The organism is Pedobacter duraquae, assembly GCF_004362245.1.
Taxonomy (GTDB): domain Bacteria; phylum Bacteroidota; class Bacteroidia; order Sphingobacteriales; family Sphingobacteriaceae; genus Pedobacter; species Pedobacter duraquae.
On record NZ_SNWM01000002.1, the window covers coordinates 781,129 to 806,118 of the forward strand.

27 protein-coding genes, 1 tRNA gene and 1 riboswitch are annotated in these 24,990 nt (G+C 40.5%); of the genes, 8 read left to right on the forward strand and 20 right to left on the reverse strand.

Translation table 11 applies throughout. The annotated features are described in order from the left end of the window. Positions 1-22: 22 nt before the first annotated feature. From CLV32_RS09345 to CLV32_RS09355, 3 genes are all read right to left on the reverse strand, one after another. Positions 23-961 (reverse strand): alpha/beta hydrolase family protein, encoded by a 939-nt coding sequence (locus CLV32_RS09345; RefSeq protein ID WP_133554731.1) that lies wholly within the window; start codon positions 959-961, stop codon positions 23-25. 90 nt (positions 962-1,051) lie between these two features. Next, positions 1,052-1,930: a helix-turn-helix domain-containing protein gene (locus tag CLV32_RS09350; protein WP_133554733.1), complete on the reverse strand. Its 879-nt coding sequence runs from the start codon at positions 1,928-1,930 to the stop codon at positions 1,052-1,054. 35 nt (positions 1,931-1,965) lie between these two features. Beyond that, complete coding sequence (locus CLV32_RS09355; RefSeq protein WP_133554735.1) at positions 1,966-2,796, reverse strand: hypothetical protein; 831 nt, start codon at positions 2,794-2,796, stop codon at positions 1,966-1,968. A 129-nt stretch (positions 2,797-2,925) separates the two neighbouring features. After that, a riboswitch (Fluoride riboswitch) is annotated at positions 2,926-2,988 on the forward strand. Positions 2,989-3,027: 39 nt separating this feature from the next. On the opposite strand from CLV32_RS09355, the gene CLV32_RS09360 reads away from it, so the two are divergent. Both CLV32_RS09360 and CLV32_RS09365 read left to right on the forward strand, forming a co-directional pair. After that, positions 3,028-4,464 (forward strand): chloride channel protein, encoded by a 1,437-nt coding sequence (locus tag CLV32_RS09360; RefSeq protein ID WP_243732275.1) that lies wholly within the window; start codon positions 3,028-3,030, stop codon positions 4,462-4,464. Positions 4,465-4,504: 40 nt separating this feature from the next. Then, positions 4,505-5,167 (forward strand): hypothetical protein, encoded by a 663-nt coding sequence (locus CLV32_RS09365; RefSeq protein ID WP_133554737.1) that lies wholly within the window; start codon positions 4,505-4,507, stop codon positions 5,165-5,167. 36 nt (positions 5,168-5,203) lie between these two features. Here the strand turns inward: CLV32_RS09365 and CLV32_RS09370 are convergent, their stop codons facing one another. From CLV32_RS09370 to CLV32_RS09395, 6 genes are all read right to left on the reverse strand, one after another. Continuing rightward, complete coding sequence (locus CLV32_RS09370) at positions 5,204-6,403, reverse strand: winged helix-turn-helix domain-containing protein (RefSeq protein ID WP_133554739.1); 1,200 nt, start codon at positions 6,401-6,403, stop codon at positions 5,204-5,206. A gap of 148 nt (positions 6,404-6,551) precedes the next feature. Then, entirely contained in the window at positions 6,552-6,722 is a 171-nt protein-coding gene (locus CLV32_RS09375) for a DUF3606 domain-containing protein (protein ID WP_133554741.1), read from the reverse strand. A gap of 5 nt (positions 6,723-6,727) precedes the next feature. Beyond that, positions 6,728-7,069, reverse strand: coding sequence for a phosphoribosylpyrophosphate synthetase (locus CLV32_RS09380; protein ID WP_243732276.1), 342 nt, complete (start codon positions 7,067-7,069; stop codon positions 6,728-6,730). A gap of 283 nt (positions 7,070-7,352) precedes the next feature. Further along, positions 7,353-8,063 (reverse strand): RibD family protein, encoded by a 711-nt coding sequence (locus CLV32_RS09385; protein WP_133554743.1) that lies wholly within the window; start codon positions 8,061-8,063, stop codon positions 7,353-7,355. 88 nt (positions 8,064-8,151) lie between these two features. Next, positions 8,152-9,480 carry a S41 family peptidase gene (locus tag CLV32_RS09390; protein ID WP_133554745.1) on the reverse strand — a complete coding sequence of 443 codons (1,329 nt, stop codon included), beginning with the start codon at positions 9,478-9,480 and terminating at the stop codon, positions 8,152-8,154. Between the two features lie 77 nt (positions 9,481-9,557). Next, complete coding sequence (locus tag CLV32_RS09395) at positions 9,558-10,217, reverse strand: response regulator transcription factor (RefSeq protein ID WP_133554747.1); 660 nt, start codon at positions 10,215-10,217, stop codon at positions 9,558-9,560. Between the two features lie 184 nt (positions 10,218-10,401). On the opposite strand from CLV32_RS09395, the gene CLV32_RS09400 reads away from it, so the two are divergent. The 4 genes from CLV32_RS09400 to CLV32_RS09415 all read left to right on the forward strand — a co-directional run bounded on the left by CLV32_RS09400 (position 10,402) and on the right by CLV32_RS09415 (position 14,196). Then, positions 10,402-11,469: a sensor histidine kinase gene (locus CLV32_RS09400; RefSeq protein WP_133554749.1), complete on the forward strand. Its 1,068-nt coding sequence runs from the start codon at positions 10,402-10,404 to the stop codon at positions 11,467-11,469. Positions 11,470-11,653: 184 nt separating this feature from the next. Then, positions 11,654-12,835 carry a cysteine desulfurase family protein gene (locus CLV32_RS09405; protein WP_133554751.1) on the forward strand — a complete coding sequence of 394 codons (1,182 nt, stop codon included), beginning with the start codon at positions 11,654-11,656 and terminating at the stop codon, positions 12,833-12,835. Positions 12,836-12,954: 119 nt separating this feature from the next. Next, positions 12,955-13,416, forward strand: coding sequence for an Lrp/AsnC family transcriptional regulator (locus tag CLV32_RS09410; protein WP_133554753.1), 462 nt, complete (start codon positions 12,955-12,957; stop codon positions 13,414-13,416). Between the two features lie 162 nt (positions 13,417-13,578). Continuing rightward, positions 13,579-14,196 carry a hypothetical protein gene (locus CLV32_RS09415; protein ID WP_133554755.1) on the forward strand — a complete coding sequence of 206 codons (618 nt, stop codon included), beginning with the start codon at positions 13,579-13,581 and terminating at the stop codon, positions 14,194-14,196. A gap of 84 nt (positions 14,197-14,280) precedes the next feature. On the opposite strand, the gene CLV32_RS09420 is transcribed toward CLV32_RS09415, so the two are convergent. After that, on the reverse strand, positions 14,281-15,186 hold the full coding sequence (locus tag CLV32_RS09420; protein WP_133554757.1) for a helix-turn-helix domain-containing protein: 906 nt from the start codon (positions 15,184-15,186) through the stop codon (positions 14,281-14,283). Between the two features lie 29 nt (positions 15,187-15,215). Continuing rightward, complete coding sequence (locus CLV32_RS09425; protein ID WP_133554760.1) at positions 15,216-16,019, reverse strand: SDR family oxidoreductase; 804 nt, start codon at positions 16,017-16,019, stop codon at positions 15,216-15,218. Between the two features lie 133 nt (positions 16,020-16,152). On the opposite strand from CLV32_RS09425, the gene CLV32_RS09430 reads away from it, so the two are divergent. Next, entirely contained in the window at positions 16,153-16,728 is a 576-nt protein-coding gene (locus tag CLV32_RS09430) for a Crp/Fnr family transcriptional regulator (RefSeq protein ID WP_133554762.1), read from the forward strand. A gap of 61 nt (positions 16,729-16,789) precedes the next feature. Beyond that, entirely contained in the window at positions 16,790-17,146 is a 357-nt protein-coding gene (locus CLV32_RS09435; protein WP_133554764.1) for a DUF4406 domain-containing protein, read from the forward strand. A gap of 60 nt (positions 17,147-17,206) precedes the next feature. Here CLV32_RS09435 and bla read toward each other — a convergent pair whose 3' ends face one another. The 9 genes from bla to rseP all read right to left on the reverse strand — a co-directional run bounded on the left by bla (position 17,207) and on the right by rseP (position 24,967). Next, positions 17,207-18,064: a subclass B3 metallo-beta-lactamase gene (gene bla, locus CLV32_RS09440; protein ID WP_133554767.1), complete on the reverse strand. Its 858-nt coding sequence runs from the start codon at positions 18,062-18,064 to the stop codon at positions 17,207-17,209. A gap of 15 nt (positions 18,065-18,079) precedes the next feature. Further along, positions 18,080-19,717 carry an ABC-F family ATP-binding cassette domain-containing protein gene (locus tag CLV32_RS09445; RefSeq protein WP_133554769.1) on the reverse strand — a complete coding sequence of 546 codons (1,638 nt, stop codon included), beginning with the start codon at positions 19,715-19,717 and terminating at the stop codon, positions 18,080-18,082. Positions 19,718-20,193: 476 nt separating this feature from the next. Next, the gene (locus CLV32_RS09450; protein ID WP_133554771.1) at positions 20,194-21,003 is read right to left on the reverse strand and encodes a DJ-1/PfpI family protein; all 810 of its coding nucleotides are present in this window, start codon (positions 21,001-21,003) and stop codon (positions 20,194-20,196) included. A gap of 91 nt (positions 21,004-21,094) precedes the next feature. Next, entirely contained in the window at positions 21,095-22,012 is a 918-nt protein-coding gene (locus CLV32_RS09455; RefSeq protein WP_133554773.1) for a GlxA family transcriptional regulator, read from the reverse strand. A gap of 129 nt (positions 22,013-22,141) precedes the next feature. Then, the gene (locus CLV32_RS09460) at positions 22,142-22,615 is read right to left on the reverse strand and encodes a hypothetical protein (protein ID WP_133554775.1); all 474 of its coding nucleotides are present in this window, start codon (positions 22,613-22,615) and stop codon (positions 22,142-22,144) included. A gap of 68 nt (positions 22,616-22,683) precedes the next feature. Beyond that, positions 22,684-22,763: transfer RNA gene (locus CLV32_RS09465), tRNA-Leu, on the reverse strand. A gap of 60 nt (positions 22,764-22,823) precedes the next feature. Continuing rightward, a complete protein-coding gene (locus CLV32_RS09470) occupies positions 22,824-23,108 on the reverse strand; it encodes a DUF3817 domain-containing protein (protein ID WP_133554777.1) in 285 nt (94 codons plus the stop codon). 3 nt (positions 23,109-23,111) lie between these two features. Next, on the reverse strand, positions 23,112-23,630 hold the full coding sequence (locus tag CLV32_RS09475) for an iron-sulfur cluster co-chaperone HscB C-terminal domain-containing protein (protein WP_133554779.1): 519 nt from the start codon (positions 23,628-23,630) through the stop codon (positions 23,112-23,114). Between the two features lie 5 nt (positions 23,631-23,635). Beyond that, complete coding sequence (rseP, locus tag CLV32_RS09480) at positions 23,636-24,967, reverse strand: RIP metalloprotease RseP (RefSeq protein WP_133554781.1); 1,332 nt, start codon at positions 24,965-24,967, stop codon at positions 23,636-23,638. Between the last annotated feature and the right edge of the window lie 23 nt (positions 24,968-24,990).

Below are 24,990 nucleotides of genomic sequence, written 5' to 3' on the forward strand. Positions count from 1 at the left end.
TTGATCGGACGGTGCTAAAGCGTTATTTCTGATCAATTTTACCTAATAAACTGCTGTCAGCCTTAAGTTTTGCACATGCTGCAGACCATACAGAATCTTCCGGATAAAGGGCACTACGCAGGTAAGCCCAGGTCAGTTTTTGTACTATAGCTACACGATCAGGATTTTCATCGCTTGTTTCGGTAACCAGATCACCAGAAATTCCGCCAAGCAAATGCTCGCCGCCAAATAGCGTAAGGAGTGCGTTTGCACCGGGACTAAGGCTGTACGCATCTGTAAACCAATCCCACCCGCGCACTGTTAGGGGAGAGATATCCTGGTCGCCGGCAATTACCATAGTCGGCGTTGTAAGCTCCGCATAGCTAGGGTTCATAAAAGGAAAATGTTCTGCCGCCCACGCACTTAGATCTTCTCCCCCTTTACCAGCCGGGGTGAGTAATACTCCCGCTTTAATTCGCGCGTCGGAAAGATCTTCTCCCAGCGTACCATCACCACCTATTATTCGTGCACCTAATAACATCCCCGCAGTTTGGGCACCAAACGAATGACCCACCACAGCAACTCTGGTTTTATCAGTACGTCCCTTTAAAGTAGGTACTGTACTTTCAATCATATCAAGCTCATCCAAAATACGCTTCATATCCTCAACACGAAATTTCCAGATTAAGGGAACACGCGGATCATCCTGACTTAAAGCCAGCGTTCTTGAATCTAAAAAAGTGGGCTGTATAACTACAAACCCACGGGCTGCCCAGAAGTTGACCAAGGGGGCGTAACCATTTAAAGAAGATCCATAACCATGAGCAAAAATGATAACTGGCAGATTTGTCCCTGCTGCAGGTGCAGAAACACGTAGTTCCAGATCAGCTCCACGTCCGGGCGCGGGAAATATAATCGGGCTAAAAGAGATAACGGGTGTTATTGCAGGTATGCCTGCTAAATTTGATTTGTTTGTTTCCATGATTTTGTAATTCATTTTATGATCACAAAGTTCTGAACCTGGGGGCTGATCATGTAAAAAAAATCAAACGATAAACTATGATTTTCAAACCTACTCTCTATTCTTCCTATATGAATTAGGCGGCATACCACTCAGTCGCTTAAAATAGTTGTTAAAGTAACTCGGATACTCAAAGCCAAGTGCGTAAGCGATGTCGGCCACGCTCCAATTCGTGTGGTGTAAAAGTGCTTTAGCTTCTGCAGTTATACGTTCAGCAATATGCACGGAAATCGGCCGGCCTGTTATTTCTTTGACTGAGCGATTAAGATAGTTGACGTGTACTGATAGTTGATCTGCGAAGTCTTGCGCGGTTCTCAATTGAAGTGGCTGGGTCAAGGCTTCGACAGGAAATTGTTTTTCCAGCAAATCCATGAACAAATAGGTCATACGGCCTGCAGCATTTTTTTCCACCTGTGCTATCTGTGGCTGGATGCGTAGCGCTTCATGGATTATAAGATCGATACAACTTCTAAGCATTTCGGCCTTTTGCGCATAACCGCCACAATATACAGCTTGCATCCGTTGAAAGATGCTGGTAACGAAAATTGCTTCTTCATCGTTTAACCGCACTACAGGTATGCCATCAAAACGGAATAATGGTGTATTAAGCAGGCTATCTTTTCGTTCTCTGTTTCCAATAAATTCTTCGGTAAAAACGCAGGCATACCCTCGTTGCTCTTCAGATAGCTGCTCATTGGCATAAGGGATATGTGGATTGCCAAAAAAGAGAAAGGTGTCATTGATCTCAAATGCCTGATCGCCATAAGACAGGTTAAAATGCCCCGTCGCCAAAACGATTTTATAAAAATCTCTACGCCCATACACTAATGCGGGATATGCGGGGCCAGTAATCTCATGGATCTTAAAACCTTTAAGTTTAGCATCGCTGTGTTGAGATCTAACTGCTGTACATTCGAGATTTGCTTTCACCACACAAAGTTAACAAATTCAAACTTGCTGAAAAGCTATTTTTCAGCGCGTAAAATATAAACATCGTGTTCAAGTTGTAAAAAACGAACGGGTATTTTATGTTCAAATTCCTTTGGTAGCTTATAGTATTGTAGTTTCGCATGGTAGTCATTGGTGAACCACAGCAGGTTGTCGTACCCAAAAGGAATTTTAAGTTTTACAAGCTTGTCCATAAACCGGATATCACAATAAGCGGTACCATACCAAATTGAAGTCCTGCCGTTGCCATTAATACCTCCGATTTCAAAAGGATTCAAATCTGAAGGATGGAAGTCTTCCATTGCAAAATGATTGATGTATACCGGTGACGTTCTTTGTTTCCATTTTGGCCAGGGAGGTAATACTCCATCCAAAAGCCTGCAATTCAAGAGATGATTTACCGCATCTTTTTTGACATCACTGGCACGTAGCACCACGTTGCCGTCCCCATCAGACTTTTCCCTATTGAGCTGATATCTAGTATCTGTTTGTAGAGGTATATACCTGTCTTTCTCCAGGATCTTCCCATACTGATCAAAAGTGATGTAAATGGTTTCAAAGTTATCATGAGAACCTGCATACACCTTTACGATAACTTTAAAATTCAGATTTAAGGTATCCATATAAATTGAACTTACATAATCGGCAGACGAATCATTCGTGTCAAACTCCAGATCTCCCTGAATTGGAAGCTTCGTTAACGTATAGCCTACGCCTTTAGAAAAATTACCAGGATCAGCATAACTACCATTTAAGATGGAAGCAAAGATTCTGTTGATCAGCAGCGGTATTAAGATAGCTAACAATATTGCAACGACTATAATGAGATACATTTTCCGTTTTTTCATCAATGGGTGGATACCTGGATTCCTGCCAGGAAGTTATAAGAACGTAAGCTATGCGCAATTGTTTGCTGAGCGAGATAGCGACGGAAATTTTAATAAGAAACTAGCAATTTTAATGTTATAGTTATATATTAGCAACCGGGAAATGGTGTCTTCCTTTTAAAAACCGCAATTGCTGATGGCGCCTATGATAAACCTCGTATGAACTTATTCATATGACAAAAACTATTATAGGTGAAAACAAACATCAATCCAAGCAACGGCTCCTCATTCTTTCAGGAACAATTCGCAGCCTTCAGGCAAATTTTACGTACGACTATTATTAGTATACCAGTTTCAATAGTTATTGGTAGCCTCGTTGCTTTTTTCCTTTGGTTACTAAGCCTGGCTATCCATTTTCGTTTTGACCATAAGTGGTTACTGTTCCTCTTACCCCTTGCTGGTTTGATCATCCACTTTATTTATCGAACGGTCGGGAAATCTTCCGAAAAAGGCAATAACCTCATCATTGAGCAAATAGCCCTGGAAGGCGGAGAAATACCACCTCTGATGGGTCCTGTAATTTTGGTTACCACAGTAATCACTCATCTTTTTGGCGGATCTGCAGGACGTGAAGGAACGGCTGTTCAGATCGGCGGCAGTATAGCGGCACTATTTGGCAGGTGGTTTAAGTTAAAAGGATCCGATTTAAAAATTGTGCTTATCGCCGGTATTGCCGCGGGATTTGGTGCTGTATTTGGCACCCCTGTTACCGGAGCAATATTTGCAATGGAAGTATTGGCAATTGGAAAGATACAGTACAACGCTTTAATTCCCGGACTGATAGCAGCTTTAGTTGGCGACCTTACAGTAAGCGCCTGGCACATTACCCATGTTCAATATCATATTGACGCCATCCCTGCTGCCCCCTATTTTTTATCAGACTATCTCCCCATAGATTTTTTGCTACTTGCGAAGGTTTTCATTTCCTCCACCGCATTTGGTTTAGCCAGCCTTCTTTTTTCTGAAATGGCACACAAAATCAAAGCTCTCGGTCTTAAATTATTCAAACACCAATGGATGTTACCAATTTTGGGCGGATTGATAATTATCGGTTTGACATTATTATTGGGAAAACCCGACTATCTCAGCCTTGGCGTAGATGCTGAATATCCTGGTGCAGTAACTATCCCATCTGCTTTTCATACCGGAGGTGCGCAAGCCTGGAGTTGGTTTTGGAAAACACTATACACAACAATAACACTTGCCACCGGATTCAAAGGCGGAGAGGTAACGCCACTCTTTTATATCGGGGCTACACTAGGCAATACACTCGCCACTGTGCTGAATGCGCCGGTAAGCCTGTTCGCTGCTTTAGGATTTATCGCTGTATTTGCGGGTGCCACCAAAACGCCACTTGCCTGTACTTTTATGGGTGTCGAATTATTTGGTGGAGAACATGTTCTCCTTTTTACAGTAGCTTGTTTTACGGCATATTTTTTTAGTGGGAATTCTGGAATTTACACCGCCCATCGCACTGCTATTCCCAAAAAAGTTGATCCTAATTTTGTTGCCGACAGCCCTCTTTCCGAAACCATGAATCCCAGCGGATATTTCTATCAAAAGCTAAATAAATATAGTGCTCCATTCAAGAAGCAATTTTCAAGAATAAGAAAGCCAACAAACTCCTGATTCCTGCGTTGTACATCAATAATAACATGTTACGTGCTATATGAAATTATTCCTGATCCTATTCATTTTGTTTCCATTACAAATGCCGGTACGTCAGCTGCCAGATTTATTTGTTCCTAAAGGCTATACTCAAGTTTTAGAAACTGAAGGCGACCTGGATAAAGATGGCATTAAGGAACATATCTATGTGTTCGATACAGATAAAACTGATGGTGAGCTTGGGTTCTTCAGGGTCCTGTATATTTGCAAATCTATTGGTGGGAAAATTAAGTTGTGGAAAAAGAATACATCTGTTTTAAGAAGTAGTAAAAACTGCGGCTTTTGTTTAGATGACGGTATTGATCTATCTGTTACTATTAAAAACAACACCCTAATTATTGCGCAAACATTCAATCACAATTCAAGACATTACAGCACCGTTAACAGCATATTTCGTTATCAGCATGCAGACTGGTTTTTGATCGGGTCTACCTACAACCTTTACGACACCTGTGAGTTTGATTTCACATACGACATCAACTTCTCAACGAAAAAAGTAGAGATCTCTGAAAATTATGGAGATTGCGATGAGAACAAAAAAATCCCTGAAGATAAATCCTACAGTTTCAACTATCCATTCAAAGGTATTCCGCGGATGGACGGATTTAAGCCGGGAGATAATGCCATCAAGGTGCCAAACTCAAAAAAATATTTTCTTTACTAGTGGAGCGCAAAAATTAAACTGTTTCTACCTTCGTTATTACGTTCTCATAAATCCGAGCCTAATTGATCTTAAGTAATCCTGCCTGTTAGATTCCTTAAAAACGATATCCAGGCAAGCATTAAATTTAACAAATTCCTTTAGCGCAATTATAAGCTGACTGATCGCCGATGCATCAAGCTCGACATTTTCAAAGTGGAGGTTATGAACAATCAAAACTTTCTGTTTCCTATCGGCCTTTGCATCCATGCGTGCAATAAACAAATCTCCATGCAATATTGGTAGAGAGAAGTACCCATACTTGCGTTTTGCAGCAGGAACAAAACACTCAATCTGATAGTCAAAGTCAAAAAAATCCTTTAAGCGATGCCTGAACACATTCAAAATATCAAATGGTGAAAGTATAAATACTTCTCCTGATAATTCCACTTCCGAAACCTGATCTTTCAGCATGTAGAAGGTTCCTTTGGTTAGACCGGGCACAGCAACGACGTTAACCAACCCTTCGTTCAACATTTTCTCAAGCTCACTTTTCACCAGGTGACCTTTAACGTGACGGGCACGCCAGTTCATTTCTTTAATAGAAGCGATACCCAATGCTCCGAGTGTACGCCGGATAATATACCGCGCAAATTCTTCTGCTGTAGGCAAAGTTACATCTGTCTCTGGTGAAATTAAATTCATGGGGAGATCGTAAATCTTCTTAAAACCCCTGGTCCTGGTAATCATTAGCTTACCTTCAAGATACAGTCGTTCCAACGCAACCTTTGCGGGCCTCCAATCCCACCAACCGGAACTGGACTCCAGCCTGTCGTTTTCAAAATCCCCAACCATTAATGGTCCTTCGCGCTCTATTCGGCTCAGTACATCCTGCATTAAGTTTACTTCTCCTTTGGTCTTTTCCTTTCCATTCACAACAAAGGCATGCTTAACGGGGAGTGAAAAGCGAAAATCTTGCATGGGCAAATAACCTGCATCGGAGGTGAAAAACTCAAAAATCTGGCCGTCGGAGATGAGCTCATCCAGCCACTCAGTTTGATAATCTGGGATACGCGAGGCCATAACCTGATGATGGGCTCGCTCTACTACGTAATTGGTATCCAGCTGAACAAAACCAAGGTGACCAATCAGTGAGTACACAGCGTCTACACCTGTTCCAAACTGCCCTACCTTAGCAAGTCCGGCAGCATGGAGAATAATTTTACGTGCCTGCGCCTTTGAAAATACGATCTGGTCCATAGCTATAAAATTAAACATCTTCAGTTCAAACCACGCGCAAAAAATTAACCCACTTGACAGTATCCAGATATTCCACGTCTCAAACTACCTTAGGCATATGTGTAAAGTAACCTTTCCGAATTAGGAATAGGCTTCGCTTAAACAACCTTTAAGCTCTATCCAAATACACCTTAACGGCTTCAATGGAATTGCCTACTGCTGCAACGGCTTCTCTTAATTCATCATTGGTGACTTTAAGTTCGCTTGTCCAATGTAACAGTTCATAATCCCGATCGAGGTTGATTGTATTTGGATCTGGTATATTATCGGAATATTCCATGATGTTTAAAGCTCCTCTCTTTTCTTAAGCCTGTCAATTACTACACTATCTACAGTTTCCGCAGAAATACCATATCCATTCACAAATATGCCCATTAAAGACTTATCGACTGAAGATACAGCATACAATATCGCCTCATCATCGGGATCCGTATCGCCTTCAAAGCGGTAAACGTGATCTATAACAAACCGTTCGGGATCGCTCTTTAAAAGATGCTGAGGACTGTCTGAACTGACATCTTCCAAATTAAAATCTATCGTATAACCCCTTTGATCAAGTACCTGCATCACCTGAGTCAGCGTTTTCATTTCTTCCATATTGTATCTGCTATCAGTGTTCTTAAACATATTTCGGACCACTGGTTTGTTTATTTAAATATCTTATTTTTTTCGCTGTTATGCAATCAAAAAACAAACCGAAAGACAATGTTATGCAAAACAGATGTTTATGAAATGTCCCACTTACTGACGTTCACGATATAGCGTAAATTCACGAAAATATCCGCTATATCCCTATTTGCTATAAATGGTTGACAATCTTTTATCCTTCCGAAGCCATAGCGTTCAACGATATCAGTAATGAAGATAACGGCAACGATGCGGGTGTGCAAAAACAGTAACGTATAACAATTTAGTTAAACGTATAAGTTAGCCACAACACATCATTTTCAATTTGCTGTACTTGTTTAAGCTTCATTACTGTTGCAGCCTTCCTTTTTACACTTTTATCAACTTCAAACAGTGTAGCCGTTTCGATGGTTCCATCGGCGATCGGTAAAATCAATTGGTGAAGCTCATCAATCAACTCTTCATTCAAGAAACTACCATTGATGTGGGCGCCCCCCTCAAGCATTAACTTTTCGATGCCAAATAGCTGATGCAACTTCTTAAGCGCAATTTTTAGATCAACTTTTGTATTCCCTGCAAATAGGTAAGATACGCCGATATCCTTTAAGTGTGTCAAATAAGCATCTTCCACCTTTTCCGTTAATATTGTAATCACGTGATCTCCTTGCATAGTAGCCTTTTTCCAACCCAGTTTAGCCTCCGCATCTATTGCTATAGCAAAGGAATCCCCGGTATAAGCTGCTACAAAATCATTACGCTCTATTTCCTGGTGACCTTTTTTTAGAATTCTAGGTTCAAAATTCGTAAAATCTTTTTCCATCGTTGTTCGTCCAACTATCCAGGCACCCACACCAATCTGTTCGTGTGTTTTTTCAAAAGCAGTCAATAGCGACTTTACCTTGCTACTGCTTCCCCATTTCTCACTAAGTATTTTACCGTCAACAGAGGTCATCATCAGGCACATTACAAAAGGTCGATCTGTTATCTTTTTCATTATTCTCTTAAATTCATTTGTGATCACTACAAGTTAAGATAACAGTCCGTTACTTATTTAGTTTGACAACCGTGCAGCAGCACGAGATTTATAACGACTTCTTCAGATAATTTAATGCTACTTGCAGTTCTTCGTCTTTAGTGTCTGTAGAAAAGATAGATTTTGCCGGAACAAGGATATCAGGTTGTATTCCGATCCCTATATAATCTGTTCCATCAGGAAGCATGTCTCGTTTCGCACAAATTCTCGCGATCATCCCAATCGGTAACTCTACTCTTAGCGGTTGGCCGGAGCTCCCTGCGCTAGGTTGACCTATCCTGATGATATTTTTACTCCCTAAAAGATATATTAGAAAATCCTCTGCAGCAGAAAAAGTGTTTTTGGAAGTCAGGATCACGACAGGCCGATTCAATTTTGATTCTGTTGCAGCCGCAGCAATAGTATCCCCTGGGTGAAACTCCCAGGCGTTCATTTCCTGATATTCCTTATATTTATAATCGGGGGTTTTGTTAGCTGCTTTGTTAAATGATCCCCAGGCTTTGTTGGCGGCATTGTTAATGCGTGTGCGCCAGGATGACCCCACAAGATATTGTTTATCTGTAATCACTTTAGCAATCTCCAACGCGTAGTCACTGTTCCCTCCCCCATTGTTTCGCAGATCCAGGATGAGTGCCCGTTGAGTTTTTAGCGTTGGTAAAATATTTTTAAAACTATCCACAACGGCGGAATCTGAAAAAGTATTAATTTGAACAAAGCCAATATTACCTTTCAAGATGTGATGTGCAAATTTTGGTGACGATTGTATATTTGTGGCAGGAAAGTACTGAAACTTACCAAGCTTAAACAGGTCATTCAAATTTCTCTTCAGTACAATAATCTTTTCTTTACCGTCTGGTTTCTTGAAAAGCACCTTGATTTCCGAACCTTTAAAACCCAGCCAGGAATCATTTTTTAAAAATTCGGATGCTTCGCGGCCGTTAATTTTCAGTACTTCACTTTTCAGTGGTAACTCATCCTTGAGATTCGAATCAAGTCTGTAGACCAGTAGTTTTCCATCAACACGTGTTATTGACACAGGTGGCTGATCAATTTCGTCCCAAAAGCCCTGGTTAACCCAAACTGCGGTGTGCCCGTCCTTAAGCTCTTCAAGAAATTTTGTAAGTACCCGGTTTACTTCAAAAACGTTAGATGCGCTTAAGACCTTTGGTATATAGGCACGGTATACGCTATCCCAATTCAAATTGGGTTGTTTATCAAACCAGACAAAATTATATGCCGACTCTTTCCAAAGTGTTGCTAGCCCAAGCATCTTATCCGCTGTAGACACCGTATCGGTCATCTTGATTTTTCGCTGTGCCTGAGCAGACGAAAAAAAGAAACAAACCATAAAAACAAATAAAGTAACGTTCTTGATCATAATCCTTTAACTATTAGTTCATGTAAAGGACACCACAAAATTATAAGCGTTGCATAACGCTACAAATTATCGGATTGCTAATCAGGTTTCCTGATCAGGTAATTAGCGGTCGCGTAGTGTATCAAGCCGGCGGTATTTTTAGAACCCGTTTTACTCATTAATGTTTTTCGATACCCTTCAATCGTTCTTTTGCTTAAAAATAACTTATCAGAAATTTCAGTACTCGTAAAGCCCTGCGCAATAAGCGCCAGCACATCAGCTTCCCGCTCAGAGATTTCTACAGGATCGACACCAGCAGTTGCCGCTGGATGTATGCGGTAAAAGAACTTCATCGCAAGATCAGCATGCAGGTAGGTTCCACCCAGATAAACATGGTGAAGGCAATAAATCAATTCCTCGGGATTCAAAGTCTTTAGCAAGAAACCTTTTACCCCCGCAGCAAACGAACGGGCTATTTGTTGTTCATCATCAAGCATGGATAAGACAACTATTTTCATATTTGGACGCAGTCTGATAATTGCTTTAGATAGTTCAATACCATCCGTACCTGGCATCAGAATATCAGTAACAATGATTCCAATCTGATCATTGCGCTCAATAATCGACAATGCCTCTTCACTGTTGCTGGCGACAAGTATGTTATTAAAATCTGACTCGGCAAGAATTAACCGGATACCGTCCCTTACAAGCTTCTGATCCTCAACAATTAACACAGTTAAACTATGGGGAATTCGCATATAACAAAGGTATTAAATGAGGGCTAATTAACAACTCAAGTTGTAAAACACGTATTTACCTAGCGAGGAACGTATAAACCGTATATTTCATCAATAATACGCAATATTGCACATTGAACAAGTTTCAAGATTGACCTATTTTATGGCCGGAAATTTGAATGAGGCTGAGCATCAATAACTACGTATGAAATCATCAATTAGCAAACCATCCCCAGAACTACCATTTGGCCCTAACATACACTTCGCTTATCACATCTCTTCAGGGCAAATACGTTTTATTCATCATAGTTTATCATGGATTTCCGACGGCGAGCGTGAAGCTACTGAGATCTCTAATATCAAAAATAAGATCCAGCAGGATCAGCTACCTATTGTCTTATCAGCGTACGAAAAATTCCTGCAAGGTAATTTTCTGGGATCACTATCGCTCTGTCTGGAAAGTAAGATTGGCGAAAAATGGGTTAAAATCACACCTTTTTTATCTCAGATAAATGAGGAAGATCTTTTACTAGCTACAATAGAGGATGTAACAGACACGGCCCAAAACGACGGAGTACTGATCAAATATGCAAATCAAAAAAACTCTATTTTACACATGCTGGCACACGACCTGAGAGGTCCCCTGGGTGCTGCAAGAGCAGTCGTTAAAACTATACGGGAAGAAAACAACGATGGATTAGCAGTTAAAACAGATCATATCGCCAGCATTATTGCGCAGTCGATTAATCTCATCGACGATCTGATTCAGCGCGAGTTATTAGAGGCGACAGAAGTGTCACTAGTGAAAAAGAATTTGAACATCGTGAAGATAGTTAGTGACTATATGGATGAATGCAGACGTTCAAATGAGCTGTCTGACCGAATTTTTGATTTTTACAGTTCAAGTGAGGAAATTTTCATTGACCTTGATAACAGTAAATTTATGCAGGTTATAAACAATTTGATATCTAATGCTTTAAAATTTACTAGATCGGGAGGCCATATCAACGTTAGTGTATCCGAAACTGAATCTACTGTAAACCTTAAAGTCACCGATGATGGAATAGGGATCCCTAAACATTTAATTCCAGTACTGTTCGATAAATTTACCCCTGCCGCAAGAGTCGGTTTAGATGGAGAACCTACCATTGGATTAGGCATGTCCATCACAAAATTGATCATAGAGTGGCATCAAGGCATCATTTCATGCGAAAGTACTGAGGGCATTGGCACCACAATATCCATTACATTACCCAAAGCATCAAAAAGCTGAGTTTATATGCTTTTAGCTGCTAGTCGGAAAAAGACACACTATTGAAACAGAAACAAAGCAAAAATCAATAAATAATGCAAAAAACGAAGACAAAGCCATAATTTTTATGGAAATAAACCAGTTCGTTGTAGAAAATTCCGGAAAACCACACCTTTACTAAATAACCACTGATAACCGGAATAAGATGGATAAGATTGTTTACCTTGATAATGCTGCCACTACTGCACTAGACCCTATGGTACTAGAAGCCATGATACCTTACATGACAGAATTTTATGGAAATCCATCGTCAGGGTATTCTATAGGCCGCCAGACCCGCAGGGCTATAGAATCGGCAAGAAAACAGGTAGCAGATATGCTTGGCGTTAAACCAACAAACATTTTTTTTACCAGTGGTGGCACCGAGAGCAATAATACAGCGATTTCAGCAGCATTAACAGATCTGGGCTGTACACATATTATTAGCTCTCCGATAGAGCATCACGCTGTGTTGCACACCATAACACACTATTGCGGAGACGCTAAGGTTACCAGGTCCTTTGTGAAATTGAACGCTTCAGGTGAAGTTGACCTCCATGATCTGGACGAACAATTGGCCGAACGATCTGCAAAAGGGATTAAATGCCTGGTGAGCCTGATGCATGCCAATAATGAAATTGGTTCTTTGCTGAACCTTACAACCGTGGGAGAGATTTGTGAGCGTTACGCGGCGATATTCCACTCTGACTGTGTGCAGACGATCGGACATTACACATTAAATTTTGCTTCAAGTGGCGTACATTTCGCCTCAGCGTCGGGTCATAAGTTTCATGGGCCAAAGGGTACCGGAATTTTATATGTACGGGATGGCATAAACTTCACACCTTTTATCCATGGAGGCGGTCAGGAACGCAAGAGAAGAGCAGGTACAGAAAATACACATGGCATCATTGGATTTACCAAGGCATTAGAACTAGCTATGGAAAATCAGGTCAAAGATCAGGCGCAGATCGAAACGCTAAATAAACAGATGCGTGAAAAGCTCAATGCATTATCCGATGAGATCTCCTTCAACAGCACTGCTGAATCACTTTACACGGTACTCAGTGTTAATTTCCCAACTGGGACTAATACTGATTTAATGCTTGCCTTATTAGATCGCAATGGTATTTGTGCTTCGGGTGGTAGTGCCTGCAATACAGGAGAAACTTATGGGAGCCACGTTATTGCGGCACTAAACAAAGGCTTAGCCGGGGCTACAATCCGGTTTTCTTTCAGCAAAACTACGTGTGCTGTCGATATCGATGCTGCCGTTGAGGTACTTGGTAAAATCCTGGAGCCAGTAAAAGCTGTTGATCATTCCACGGCTGCCATTCCCGCAGACTGATCTGACAAAGTGCAGAATAGTTATGCAGAGTATTTGGTATATTGCGTTCAAATACCTTGTGTTTCGAATGCAGGATATCTTTTAAAATCGCGGGTAAATAGCTTTTAGAATAAAAATCAATGATCGAACTGGATCCTACGGACAAAGAGATTTTACGCATATTGCAAAAAGATGCCGGCATTACGCATAAGCAACTTTCAGATCAACTCTACAAATCCGTAGCTACTATCCACGAGCGCGTCCGGAGATTGAAGACTCTGGGCTATATCAAGAAAACTGTAGCTATCCTGGATCGAAGAAAGATAGATCGTAATCTTATTGCCTTTAGTCAGGTATTGCTGAATGATCATGCGGCAGATACCCTAAGGGGATTTGAGGAAGAGGTAGTTAAATTCCCCGAAGTAATGGAGTGTTTTCAAATGACCGGGTCCTTCGATTTTATCCTGCGCATAGCTACGCGTGATATGGATGCCTATCACGAGTTTTACAGGCACAAATTGGCTACCCTCCCTAATATAACGACCGTCCAAAGCTTTTTTGTCCTGTCTGAGACTAAGAGCGATACAGCCTACCCGATATAACATTTATCTGGTTTTCAGGTTACTGTTCAATCGTGTGAAGATCACCGGGAAATATTAAAGAAATGTGTCAGGTTGAAAAGTATTGATTGCTTGTAAACAAAAACCGGAACATGTAGCGTTTTTAAATTCAGTTTCGTTTTATTAACAACTAAACAAACCAACATGATGAAAAATCTACTCGTACTTTTTATTGCCGTAACGCTGTTATCCTGTAAAAAAGAACCACTTTACGGACCACTCAATCTTAAAAATGGCCAGGAAGTTGAATTGCTGATCAACGCCAACTATGGTGCAGAGAATGACATTTTATTAAAAATGCCGGAAAATGTGTCAGCTGGTGCCCCCTTAAGTAATTTCGAAGAAAGAGAACCTGGATATATTTATCGAGTAAAAGCCAAATTCCATAATAATGATAATCCACCTGCAGATGGCTCTTCACAGGAATTTGAGTTTGTAAAGGTATTGAGCAAAGCACAGTACAAAGGAAATGAATCCTTTAAGATCCAAATTATCACTTCGTATGTTCCCGGAGGTCCGGTCATCAGAATGGGTCGAAAAGGAAGTGACTACTTCTTCATCCCTGAAAAGTTGCAGTTTACATTTGCCAACACTACCATTCAAAGCCAATTAGAGGAAATCATGCAAAATGCAGACGAAATACGTGCAAGCTGGCCAAAAATCACACAACCCAAATGGAAATCAATTACTGCAACGGTAATCCATGACCCTAATAAATTCGGCAAGGCGTATCTGGTACAGAAACTGGACTTTGTTCAATAAATGAGCAATTTATTTTAAACACACAAATGAAATCACAATAACGGTAGAAGCCCTTGATATCACGTCAGGGGCTTCTTTTATTTACTAATTAAAAGTATGTCTGAATTCCAGTGGAGAGCTGTTTGTTTTCTTTTTAAAAAGTTTATTAAATGATTGGGGATACTCAAAACCCAGCTGATAAGCTATCTGGGCAACAGACAAATTCGTTACCGACAAATATTCTTTTGCTTTTTCAATCAGTTTGCCTTGAATATGCTGTTGGGCACTTTGCCCGGTAAGGGAGCGCAACATATCACTTAGGTAGTGCGGTGTCAAATTGAGTTGACCTGCAAGATACTCCACTGTTGGAATGCCTTTGGTCAGACCTTCCCCACCTTCGAAACATTCATTTAATAACTGCTCCATTTTACCCAGCAGATCGTGGCTTACCGCTTTGCGCGTAATAAACTGTCTTTCGTAAAAACGGTTGCTGTAATTCAGTAACAGGTCAATCTGTGAAAGGATGATATCCTGGGTATGTTTATCTATATGTTGATATTCCTCGTCAATTTTTTCAAAAATCTCTGCCATATATTTTTCTTCCTTTTCTGAGAGGTGTAAAGCCTCGTTTACAGCATAAGAAAAGAAACCATAATTCTTAATAACTGCAGCCAGGGGATGTTTATACAGAAAATCCGGATGAATGAGCAATGCATAACCAGATGCTGAATTAAGTGGATCCATTTGCGATGCATCAATAGACATCACCTGCTTGGGCGCTAGGAAGGTCATCACTCCCTTATTATAGTCGTAGTATTGTTGACCGTATCTTGTTTTCCCGGTAATATTCCTTTTGAGCGATATACAATAGAAATTAACAGAAAAATGTTCCCAAATGTTGCTTTCCAGAAAACGCATATCCTCAACACGTATTACACTAACTAAGGGATGTAATGGTTCCGGAAGTGATACCAAACGATGCTTTTCGGATATGGAGTTAATGATATTCATAGCGATCAATCTTTATAAAGATACAATTTTTAGCCCAGGATCTGTTTCTGGACTTCTTGTCGGAAGGCCTCGTTACCGATTTCCAAACGGCGTGCATAGAGTGCAGTCGCATCTGCTCCTGCAACATAGCGTACCTGATCCTTACCATCCGTAGCAGCTTCATAAACTACCTCTGCTATCTGTTCTGGGCTTGAGGCCGCAGCCATCATACCATCAACAACTGCGTACAACTTATCCTCAATCTCCTGATAAGCAGGATGTGTGTTTCTATCAAGTGACCTGCCAATAAAATCAGTGGCAATACCGCCGGGAGCAACAGTTTTAATGCTGATATTGTGTACACCCAATTCAAAAGACATGCTCTCTGACCAACCCTCTATTGCAAATTTGGAAGCGTGATAGATAGAATGGAGTGGAAATGCAAAAAGTCCGCCGATAGAGGTGGTACTAATAAACACCCCGCTTCTCTTTTCCCTGAAATGTGGGATGAAAGCATGTGTGGTATGTAAAACCCCCAAAAGATTAGTATTGAGTTGCCTGGCAATCTGATCGTCGGTTAATGCCTCCATAGCGCCCATTAAACCGTAGCCCACGTTATTAAATACCACATCAATGTTGTGCAACTCAATTGCTTTTGTCACCGTTGATTTAATTTGCTCCAGATTGGTTACATCTAATGGTAAGATGGTAACATTTGGTAACTGCCTGAGTTCCGTTTCTTTTTCAGGGTTTCGCATCGTAGCAATAACGTTCCAGCCTCTGGCCTGAAACAATTTAGCTGTTGCTTTGCCAAGTCCTGTTGATGCTCCGGTAATAAATATTGTCTTTTGCATATTTCAATGTTTAAATTTTATGAGACAAAAATCAGGAACCATCCATCGGCAAATGTTTCCAAACCGGATTTTGTTGTATCCAGATTGTATATTTTAATTACCAGAATATGGCTTGTTAAAGCTAACTTAGCAGATGGTTACAAGTAAAATCCTTTCTAATATTGCCAGACACATCAGTCTGACTGATGAAGAAACTTCCTTTTTCATTTCCTTGATTACCTGTAAAACATTACCTAAAAAGAGCTGGTTGCTACAAGCGGATCAGGAATGCCGGTACTTAAGTTATGTGCATTGCGGAGCCTTGAGATCATTTTATATCGATAAAGCTGGTAAAGAATCGACAATCATGTTTGCGGTGTCGGACTGGTGGATTACAGATATGCATTGTTATTTAAATAATAAGCCTGCAATGACGCATATTGAGACTCTTGAGGAAAGTACCGTCTTACAGATCAACAGAACAGATTTTGACAGACTATTAGAAGCAGTACCGAAATTTGAACGGTTTTTCAGGATCCTGATGCAAAACGCTTACACACGGGAGCAACTCCGGGTAATGGAAAATCTGTCATCAACAGCTGAAGAAAGGTATCAAAGTTTTTTAAAAAAATACCCGCAAATTGTAAAACAAGTAACTCAGAAACAAATCGCCTCATATCTGGGGATTACGCCTGAATTTCTAAGCGCACTTAGAAAACAAAAAAATTAATTTCTTAAGGTACCTTAAGTTCGCTACAAGATTCTTTCGTTCTATTTGTAAAAAGAAAACTATGCTGATATTAATTTCCGGCCCTTACAGAAGCGGCACCAATGACGACCCGTCTTTAATGCAACAGAATCTGAATAACCTTGAGGCAATGGCCCTACCCTTGTTTAAAAAGGGGCATATCCCTATGATTGGAGAATGGGTGGCTTTGCCGTTGATCCACTTGGCAGGTTCTGCTCAAACCGGGGATGACATTTGGAATGAGATACAATATCCCGCTGCCCACCGTCTGCTCGAAAAGTGTGATGCGATATTCCGCATAGCGGGTGCATCGAAAGGGGCCGATGAAGATGTGCGCATTGCAAAAGAAAAAGGAATTCCGGTGTACTATAACCTGGATGAAGTTCCCGTTTCATGGTAAAAGCTACTGGTACTGTGCACGGCAGCCAAACTCATATACATGAATAAAAATAACTACGCGCTATTTATGCTCAGTAAAAGCTTTTCGTAAGTTATTCATATTGTCGTCGTATCCCTTCTTATCCATAAAAGCTGCTGGATTATAGCTGTTACCTGGTTTATGCTTACCAGCAAGATCGAATTGACTCGCATGCGCTGCCAACCAGATATCAAAGTTCAAATTTTGCATTGAATTGATGGTGTAGGCATAATCTTTAGCGATAGTGGGATAGTCAGATAAATCTGAAAACTTTTCATCGGTGATTATAGTGGGCATATTCGCAATTAACACCCTGTATTTTCGTTTTTTATCTGCGACAGTGAACAAATAACTGTTGGATCCTTTAGTATGTCCGGGATGATGCAGCATTATTAACTGCATACCACCCAATTTTACAGTATCGCCATTATGTAGTAGGCGATCAGGTTTTACAGGCACGTAAGTCATAACCTTCTGCCTGGAAGAATAGTCTGAACGGCCACCACCAGCGGCCATAGCCGCATCCCCTTCATCCATCATCAGTTTAGCGCCTGTCAGCCTTTTTATTGCGGCCATTGCCCCCATGTGGTCAAAGTGTGCCTGCATATTTAACAGTATTTTAGTATCCGCAAACTTAAACCCTAAAGTTTCTATGTTTTTCTTTATATATGAAGCGGAGGATGCCAGGCCAGTGTTGATCAATATATTGCCCTTAGGTGTTACAATGAGATAACACGCTAAATCGTAAGTTCCTACGTAATACAGGTTACCTACGATTCGAAAGGGCTGATAAGGTTTAGACCATTCAGGATGCATCGTTGTAGAAGGTTCTACAACTTTTTGGCCCGATACAAAGTAATTAACAAACAACAGGCTGATAAGAAACAGGAATTTTTTCATCGGTGGTTATATAATTTACTTACCTTCTTCAATCTCTTTTAAGCTGTTCATTTTTTTGTAGGCCAGGAAACCTTTGATATCTTCAAAGTGTTCACGGATACGTTTATTACCAAATTCAAATACTTTTTGAGCCAGACCATCCAGGAAGTCACGATCGTGCGACACTAAAATCAAGGTGCCATCGAAATCTTGCAGGGCCTCTTTGATAATATCTTTGGTTTTCATATCCAGGTGGTTAGTTGGCTCGTCCAGGATTAATACGTTTACCGGCTCCAGCAGCAGCTTAATCATTGCCAAACGTGTCTTTTCACCACCAGATAGCACCTTAACTTTTTTTGTAATATCGTCACCACTAAACATAAAAGCACCTAAAAGGTCTTTGATTTTTAGCGTGCCGGTGGTGAGCGGGATTTGATCTACAGTATCAAATACGGTTAAACTTTCATCAAGCAGCGCAGCTTGGTTTTGAGCGAAATAACCAATCTTAGCATTGTGGCCAACTTTAAGGCTTCCTTCAAATTCAATCTCGCTCATGATGGCTTTAATCATGGTCGACTTACCTTCACCATTTTTACCGACAAAAGCTACTTTTTCTCCCCGTTCAATAACCATTGATGCTTTCTCAAATACTACATGGTCGCCATAAGTTTTGGTAAGCTCCTCTACAATAACAGGATATTGACCCGAGCGCGGAGAAGGTGGGAATTTTAAGCGCAATGCAGAAGTATCCACTTCATCGATTTCAATTACATCGAGCTTCTCAAGCATTTTTACACGCGACTGTACTTGCAAAGTCTTAGAATATGTACCCCTAAAGCGGTCAATAAACTCCTGATTGTCGGCAATAAAGCGCTGTTGTTCTTCATATGCTTTTAGCTGGTGCACGCGACGATCAGCACGCAACTGCAGATAATGGGTATATTTGGCTTTATAATCATATATCCTACCCATTGTAACCTCTACTGTACGATTGGTGATGTTATCGACGAATGTACGATCGTGCGAAATAACAACTACCGCTTTAGCCGAGTTGATCAAGAAATCTTCAAGCCATTGAATACTTTCAATATCCATGTGGTTGGTAGGCTCATCTAGTAAAATCAGATCCGGTTTCTTTAACAGAATCTTTGCCAACTCAATTCGCATGCGCCATCCTCCCGAAAACTCAGAAGTTTGACGCGTGAAGTCTTTACGTTCAAATCCTAAGCCTTTTAATACCTTTTCTATTTCAGCATCATAATTAACCTCTTCTACAGAGTAGAACTTCTCACTTAATTCCGATACACGTTCAATTAATTTCATGTAATCGTCACTTTCGTAATCTGTTCTTATCGTGAGCTGCTCGTTTAATTCATCCAGTTCCTTCTGCATTTGATGCATCTCCTGAAATGCTTTTGACGTTTCTTCAAATACAGTAACGTTATCTTGCGTAAGTAGGTGCTGTGGCAGATAAGCAATAACTGCATCCTTAGGGCCGGTAACATTGCCAGAAGTAGGTTTCGTAGCACCGGCAATTATTTTGAGAATAGTTGACTTACCTGCACCATTTTTACCCATCAGGGCTATTTTGTCATTTTCGTTGATCGAAAAGGTTACATCACTAAACAGGGTAGTTCCGCCAAAGGAAACGGAGATATTATTTACATTAATCACGAAAGGGGGATATTAAAATGAGTGGCAAAGATAATGGAATTTGAAATAAATATCGAATGCAGATTTATATATCCCTTTACAGAAAATGTGTTGTTCAAAGTATTACTGCAATATTGGGACCTGCTGTTTCATCACTTAAAATGTGGTGGTTAGCTCAGCTTGCCTTTGGCTATTACCCGGTTCAATTTAGGCAGGTATTGCTTCTGACATGAGTCTTAACAAAGTTCGATTTGTATAGCTAATGACTAGTATTTCACAAGCTTGTATTACCCTATGTGGTGGCTACTTAGTGGCTACTTGTCCGCTACTTGGCCCCTAACTGACTGCCTTTCTTATCGAACCCTTTATACACCCAATACCTACCCTTGTTTTATACTATTTTAGGTATGCAGATATCGATTTAATTTTGGATTGACTTTAAACATTCATTAATTTAACGACTTAGTTTGTGAGTGATCATAACAGGGAATAAACCTTTAACGTTCCTTATTAGAAATTTTAGTTTTTGGCGGTTCCGCACTTGATAAATCCATTCCTTGTTCGGGCACATATTTATCGTATTCTATCTGTTTTGCAACTGCCTCTGCAACGTCTTTACCTCTCAACTTTGAGACCAGGTGTAAAGCACCATCTATACCAGCCGAAATCCCCGCTGTAGTAATTACCCGACCATTATCAACATAGCGCACATTTTGAAGCACTTTAGCATTCGGTACCGCTTTTTGCAGATTTGTTATACTTTTATGAAAAGTGGTAACGGTAAGCTGATCAAGCAACCCTGCTTTACCAAGAATAAAAGCCCCGGTGCAAACAGAAAAATAGCTTTTAGTGGCACTATCCATGGATTTTATCCAGGAAATAACCTCTGGATCATTTGTTGCCACATCATCTGAACCACCAAATACCGCAAAAATATCTGCTTGTGGGGCGTCCTGAATACTGTAGTCAGGAGTAATCTTTAAAATTCCCTGTGATAAAAGAGGTGCTTTGGTTTTCGCGACGGTTATTATCTTGAATCCTGCATAAGAAAATACTTCCATCGGACCTGCAAAGTCAAGCACCTCTACCCCATCATATAAAAAAAAGCAAACTGTTATTTTTTGATCCTTTAACGCTTGTTCATTTTTCTCAACTAATGTCATCCCACAATGTGCACAAACACCGGGTTGCTGATAGGCAGTGGTGTCACACGGGTGGTTACACGGTGGACAAACATACGTTGCTGCACAAATTTGAGTAAATGCAAAACATGGAATAAAAAGGATTAAGCGTAGCAGCTGTTTCATACTATAGTATTTGAATCCAAAATTAATTGAATACACCTAACAAATCAGGACAGCTGTAGTAAGAATCCGGCCATTCTGTTTATGAAATCTGTTAATCCTTTGCTTCTTTAACCAGCCTTCTCAATTGGGCTGTGTTGCTATAACCACATTCTTTCGCTACCCAGGCTATCTTATGTTTGGTTTTAAGCAAATGCTTTGCTTTTTCTTGTCTTAACGCCTGAATATATTGACCGATGGTAACTCCTGTGGCAGATTTGAACAGTCGCGTGAGATTCCTTGGACTAATAAAGACCAGTTCAGCAAGCTCTCCTATTGTTATTTTATGATGTAAATGTTTAGTAATATAATCCTGTATGTGGTGTACATGATGGTTAATATGCTGTCTGTTTTGAAGATAAATACTGCTTTGTGCTTCTGTCCCATCTCTCCGTATGTGAACTACCATATCTTTCGCTACAAGACATGCAAAAGCCGCTCCGTGTTGTTCTTCTACCAGATAGAGCGCAAGATCAATTCCTGTAGCGATTCCGGCACTGGTGAAAATCCGGCCGCTTTGTACAAATAGTTTATTCTCTATTACCTTGAGCAACGGGTATCGTTGCTGTAATGCTGTAGTCCATGCCCAGTGTGTAGTGCAGTTGTGTCCATTTAGAAGTCCCGCAGCAGCAAGTGCAAAGGCTGCCGTGCAGATTGACGCTATGGTAGCACCGGCTGCAGCAGCAGACTGTAACCAGGGTATCCAGAGATGATCATCTGCCCGGTTCCATTTTTCAATTTCCATTCCTGCTACAACTACAATATCTTCCTGACGAACTGTTACCGAATTAAGGGGCTGAACATTTGAAAATCCAATACCAGATGAGGTTGCTGGATTGTCATATGGTGAAACATAATGGATATCGTAATGCTTTCCGCAGCATCCGGATTCATAAAAAACAGTTACTGCCCCCGCTAAATCAAGAAGGTGAACGTTATTGAAGATGAAAAAAATCACTCGATTTGAGTTCATTTTTCAAAGTTAAGGTATTGGTATAAGAAACTTGACCGCGTGAGCAATAAAGATTAGGTGCCCGTTTTTAAAGACTAAATTTGACGGTAGTGCAGGATTCGGACGCACTTGAATTGAGAAAATATGTAGTTAGTGGTAAACCTTTTTATCGGCGAATAGTATCACTGAGTTCAAATAAACAATCCTGATGTTATCGTCTTCGGGCTTTTCGTGATAAAATAGGTTTGACAGTTTATCGGCAATATGAAGATCGATGCTTTTAGGCCCATATTTTGAGCTTGCTACAATGATCCCAATTGGCAGAATAAATTTAAGCGGCCTAACTTCTCCCATTAGCAATTTGTAATTATAATTCTGCAGAAATGGAATAATACCAATTTTATCGAATAACACAGCGTCACTGGATGTTATCACGGCTCTGGAGTTATTATCTAAAGCAATTTGGATATTAAGTGTGTACAAAGCATCCGAATCTGGAAGGAGTTTAGTTTTAAAGTTCCTGTTCAACAGATTAATAAATTTCTCCTGCTCCAGTCTTGCTGCCTGGGCATAGGTTGTTATAGAGAATAGAAGTAGATAGAAAAAAATCAATGTTCTGACCACGGCGTACATTTATCTAAATTACCTAAAATAACCAAAAAAGCCTTAGATTTCTCTAAGGCTTTTCAATGTACCCAGCGCCGGAGTCGAACCGGCACGGTTTCCCACAGGTGTTTGAGACCAGCGCGTCTACCAATTCCGCCAGCTGGGCATTTGCTTGTTAGCGGGATGCAAATCTATTCATTGCAGTCCAAATTAACAAACATTATTTTTAATTATCTTTAGCAAGCTGTTTATCAACCCAAAACGGCGCAAAAGGTAACAGACATGCCACTAAATACATGGCTGCACGCTGCAATTTCCATCTGCTTTCCATCCACGACATAATGAAAAACACGATATACAGCATAAAAAGTACACCGTGTGCCCAACCTGTATATTTTACTGCCAGCGGCAAGCCCGCCCAATATTTTAAAGGCATAGCGATAAAAATCAACAGAATGTAAGAGATTCCCTCCGCAACGGCTACTTTTCTAAAAATGGATTCGGTCTTCATAAACTAAGCTTTAATTTTGGCCAGGCTTTCCCTGATCCTGTATAAATATTTTGTCCGGTAGTACAGGTCTTTGATCTTCAGTAAATCATCTGCAGATCCTGAAGTATCAAAAGCATCTTTCAATGTTGTCAATTCAGCCTGCATCCCCGCTTCTATCGCATCAATCTCTTTCACCTGGGCAGCAAGTTTCTCTGCATCCGGATCAAACTGTAAATCCATCAACGCTTCGTTCACATCCATCATCTCCATCAGAAAATCCTGAGGCAAGGTATAATGTTCCCCTTCAGTAACAAGGCCTTTCAGCTCCAATACGTAGGGTAGCAATTTTTGAGGATTGCCAAGCACCTGGTAGGCCTTGTTATTTAATGTCGACAGTTCCAGCACCTCATCTTGTTTCTCAACAGATTCATTGATGTAAAAGTCAGGATGGTATTTTTTGCTTAAAGCATAAAACTGCTTCTTTACTTCTGCAGCATCCGGATTAAATGAAACCGGCAAACCGTAAAATTCAAAATAATCCATCAGCCTTACTTTAAGAATGCCTTAAACACATCATTACCCAGTACAAAAACCATCAGTGACAAAAGAATTACGAAACCTACAATCTGTGCACGCTCCATAAATTTATCTCCCAGAGGCTTGCCTCTTACCATTTCCACTAATAGAAATACCACATGCCCACCATCAAGTGCAGGAATAGGTAGTAAATTCATAAATGCCAATGCAATTGATATAAAGGCTGTAGAAGCCCAGAACCTGGCCCAGATCCACTGTCCGCCGTAAACCTTTCTTGCGATCTCTACAGGACCTGAAAATGCCTTATTTGCCTTAATCTTTCCAGTTAATACTTTACCAATACCTTTCGCATTGTCGCCAAACATTTTCCATGCTTGATTTACACCTAATGGAAGCGCTTCAAAGAAACCATATTTAATGGTCTCTTCTTTAATTTCGTTGACATTAAAGCCAACACCCACTGATCCGGCAGTATCGGCAGGTAAAGTTATTACCTGTGCTGAACCAGATCTATCTATGTTAAGCACGATAGACTTGCCCTTGTTTTTCTTAACCTCAGCGATAACGTCAACATTGTATTTTACAGGCACATTGTTGACTGCAGTAATGACATCACCTTTTTGTACGCCAGCTTTAGCTGCTGGTTTACCGGGCATGATGCTATCAATAGTTGAAGAAAGCAATGGGGCGCGGTCAATAAACGCTTCTACACCCTGATCTGATATTTTATTGAGAATATTGTCGGGCACTTTAACATCTAAAGTTTGTGCACCACGTAACACAGTCAGTTGTGTGTTACCAAGCAATACTTTTGAGGAGGTGATCTCATCAAAGCGTACAACCTCTTTACCATTAATCGCGGTGATACGGTCACCTTTCTGCAAACCGATACTCTGTCCGATAACTCCAGGATTAATTCCGTTTTTAACGCTGCTATTTGGGATAAACGTCTCACCATATTTGAATGTCAGCATCCAGAAAATGAAAATACCTACCACGATGTTTACGAATACACCTGCAAGCATTACGATTAAACGTTGCCAGGCAGGTTTGGATCTAAACTCCCAGGGTTGCGGTGGCAGGGCCATCGCCTCGGTATCCATAGACTCGTCGATCATTCCGGCAATCTTCACATAGCCACCCAAAGGCAACCAACCGATTCCGTATTCACAATCCCCTTTAGTAACGCTGAAAAGCTTTACATCCCAGGCATCAAAAAACAGGTAAAATTTCTCTACTTTGATATTAAAAGCACGGGCAGCCAAAAAGTGGCCTAACTCGTGTAAGATTACTAATATTGATAATCCCAGCAATAACTGGGCAGCCATAATCAGTCCGTTCATATATTTATTTGTGTGTTCTTTTA

Excerpts from the sequence above, each read along its gene's own strand:
- CLV32_RS09345 (WP_133554731.1), bottom strand. The coding sequence starts at position 961 with ATGGAAACAAACAAATCAAATTTAGCAGGCATACCTGCAATAACACCC.
- CLV32_RS09425 (WP_133554760.1), bottom strand. The coding sequence starts at position 16,019 with ATGCAAAAGACAATATTTATTACCGGAGCATCAACAGGACTTGGCAAA.
- CLV32_RS09475 (WP_133554779.1), bottom strand. The coding sequence starts at position 23,630 with ATGGATTATTTTGAATTTTACGGTTTGCCGGTTTCATTTAATCCGGAT.
- CLV32_RS09455 (WP_133554773.1), bottom strand. The coding sequence starts at position 22,012 with ATGAACTCAAATCGAGTGATTTTTTTCATCTTCAATAACGTTCACCTT.
- CLV32_RS09380 (WP_243732276.1), bottom strand. The coding sequence starts at position 7,069 with ATGTTTAAGAACACTGATAGCAGATACAATATGGAAGAAATGAAAACG.
- CLV32_RS09450 (WP_133554771.1), bottom strand. The coding sequence starts at position 21,003 with ATGAAACAGCTGCTACGCTTAATCCTTTTTATTCCATGTTTTGCATTT.
- CLV32_RS09470 (WP_133554777.1), bottom strand. The coding sequence starts at position 23,108 with ATGAAGACCGAATCCATTTTTAGAAAAGTAGCCGTTGCGGAGGGAATC.
- bla (WP_133554767.1), bottom strand. The coding sequence starts at position 18,064 with ATGAAAAAATTCCTGTTTCTTATCAGCCTGTTGTTTGTTAATTACTTT.
- CLV32_RS09435 (WP_133554764.1), top strand. The coding sequence starts at position 16,790 with ATGCTGATATTAATTTCCGGCCCTTACAGAAGCGGCACCAATGACGAC.
- CLV32_RS09395 (WP_133554747.1), bottom strand. The coding sequence starts at position 10,217 with ATGCGAATTCCCCATAGTTTAACTGTGTTAATTGTTGAGGATCAGAAG.
- CLV32_RS09355 (WP_133554735.1), bottom strand. The coding sequence starts at position 2,796 with ATGAAAAAACGGAAAATGTATCTCATTATAGTCGTTGCAATATTGTTA.
- CLV32_RS09375 (WP_133554741.1), bottom strand. The coding sequence starts at position 6,722 with ATGGAATATTCCGATAATATACCAGATCCAAATACAATCAACCTCGAT.
- CLV32_RS09390 (WP_133554745.1), bottom strand. The coding sequence starts at position 9,480 with ATGATCAAGAACGTTACTTTATTTGTTTTTATGGTTTGTTTCTTTTTT.
- CLV32_RS09415 (WP_133554755.1), top strand. The coding sequence starts at position 13,579 with ATGATGAAAAATCTACTCGTACTTTTTATTGCCGTAACGCTGTTATCC.
- CLV32_RS09365 (WP_133554737.1), top strand. The coding sequence starts at position 4,505 with ATGAAATTATTCCTGATCCTATTCATTTTGTTTCCATTACAAATGCCG.
- CLV32_RS09430 (WP_133554762.1), top strand. The coding sequence starts at position 16,153 with ATGGTTACAAGTAAAATCCTTTCTAATATTGCCAGACACATCAGTCTG.
- CLV32_RS09370 (WP_133554739.1), bottom strand. The coding sequence starts at position 6,403 with ATGGACCAGATCGTATTTTCAAAGGCGCAGGCACGTAAAATTATTCTC.
- CLV32_RS09405 (WP_133554751.1), top strand. The coding sequence starts at position 11,654 with ATGGATAAGATTGTTTACCTTGATAATGCTGCCACTACTGCACTAGAC.
- rseP (WP_133554781.1), bottom strand. The coding sequence starts at position 24,967 with ATGAACGGACTGATTATGGCTGCCCAGTTATTGCTGGGATTATCAATA.
- CLV32_RS09400 (WP_133554749.1), top strand. The coding sequence starts at position 10,402 with ATGAAATCATCAATTAGCAAACCATCCCCAGAACTACCATTTGGCCCT.
- CLV32_RS09420 (WP_133554757.1), bottom strand. The coding sequence starts at position 15,186 with ATGAATATCATTAACTCCATATCCGAAAAGCATCGTTTGGTATCACTT.
- CLV32_RS09410 (WP_133554753.1), top strand. The coding sequence starts at position 12,955 with ATGATCGAACTGGATCCTACGGACAAAGAGATTTTACGCATATTGCAA.
- CLV32_RS09385 (WP_133554743.1), bottom strand. The coding sequence starts at position 8,063 with ATGAAAAAGATAACAGATCGACCTTTTGTAATGTGCCTGATGATGACC.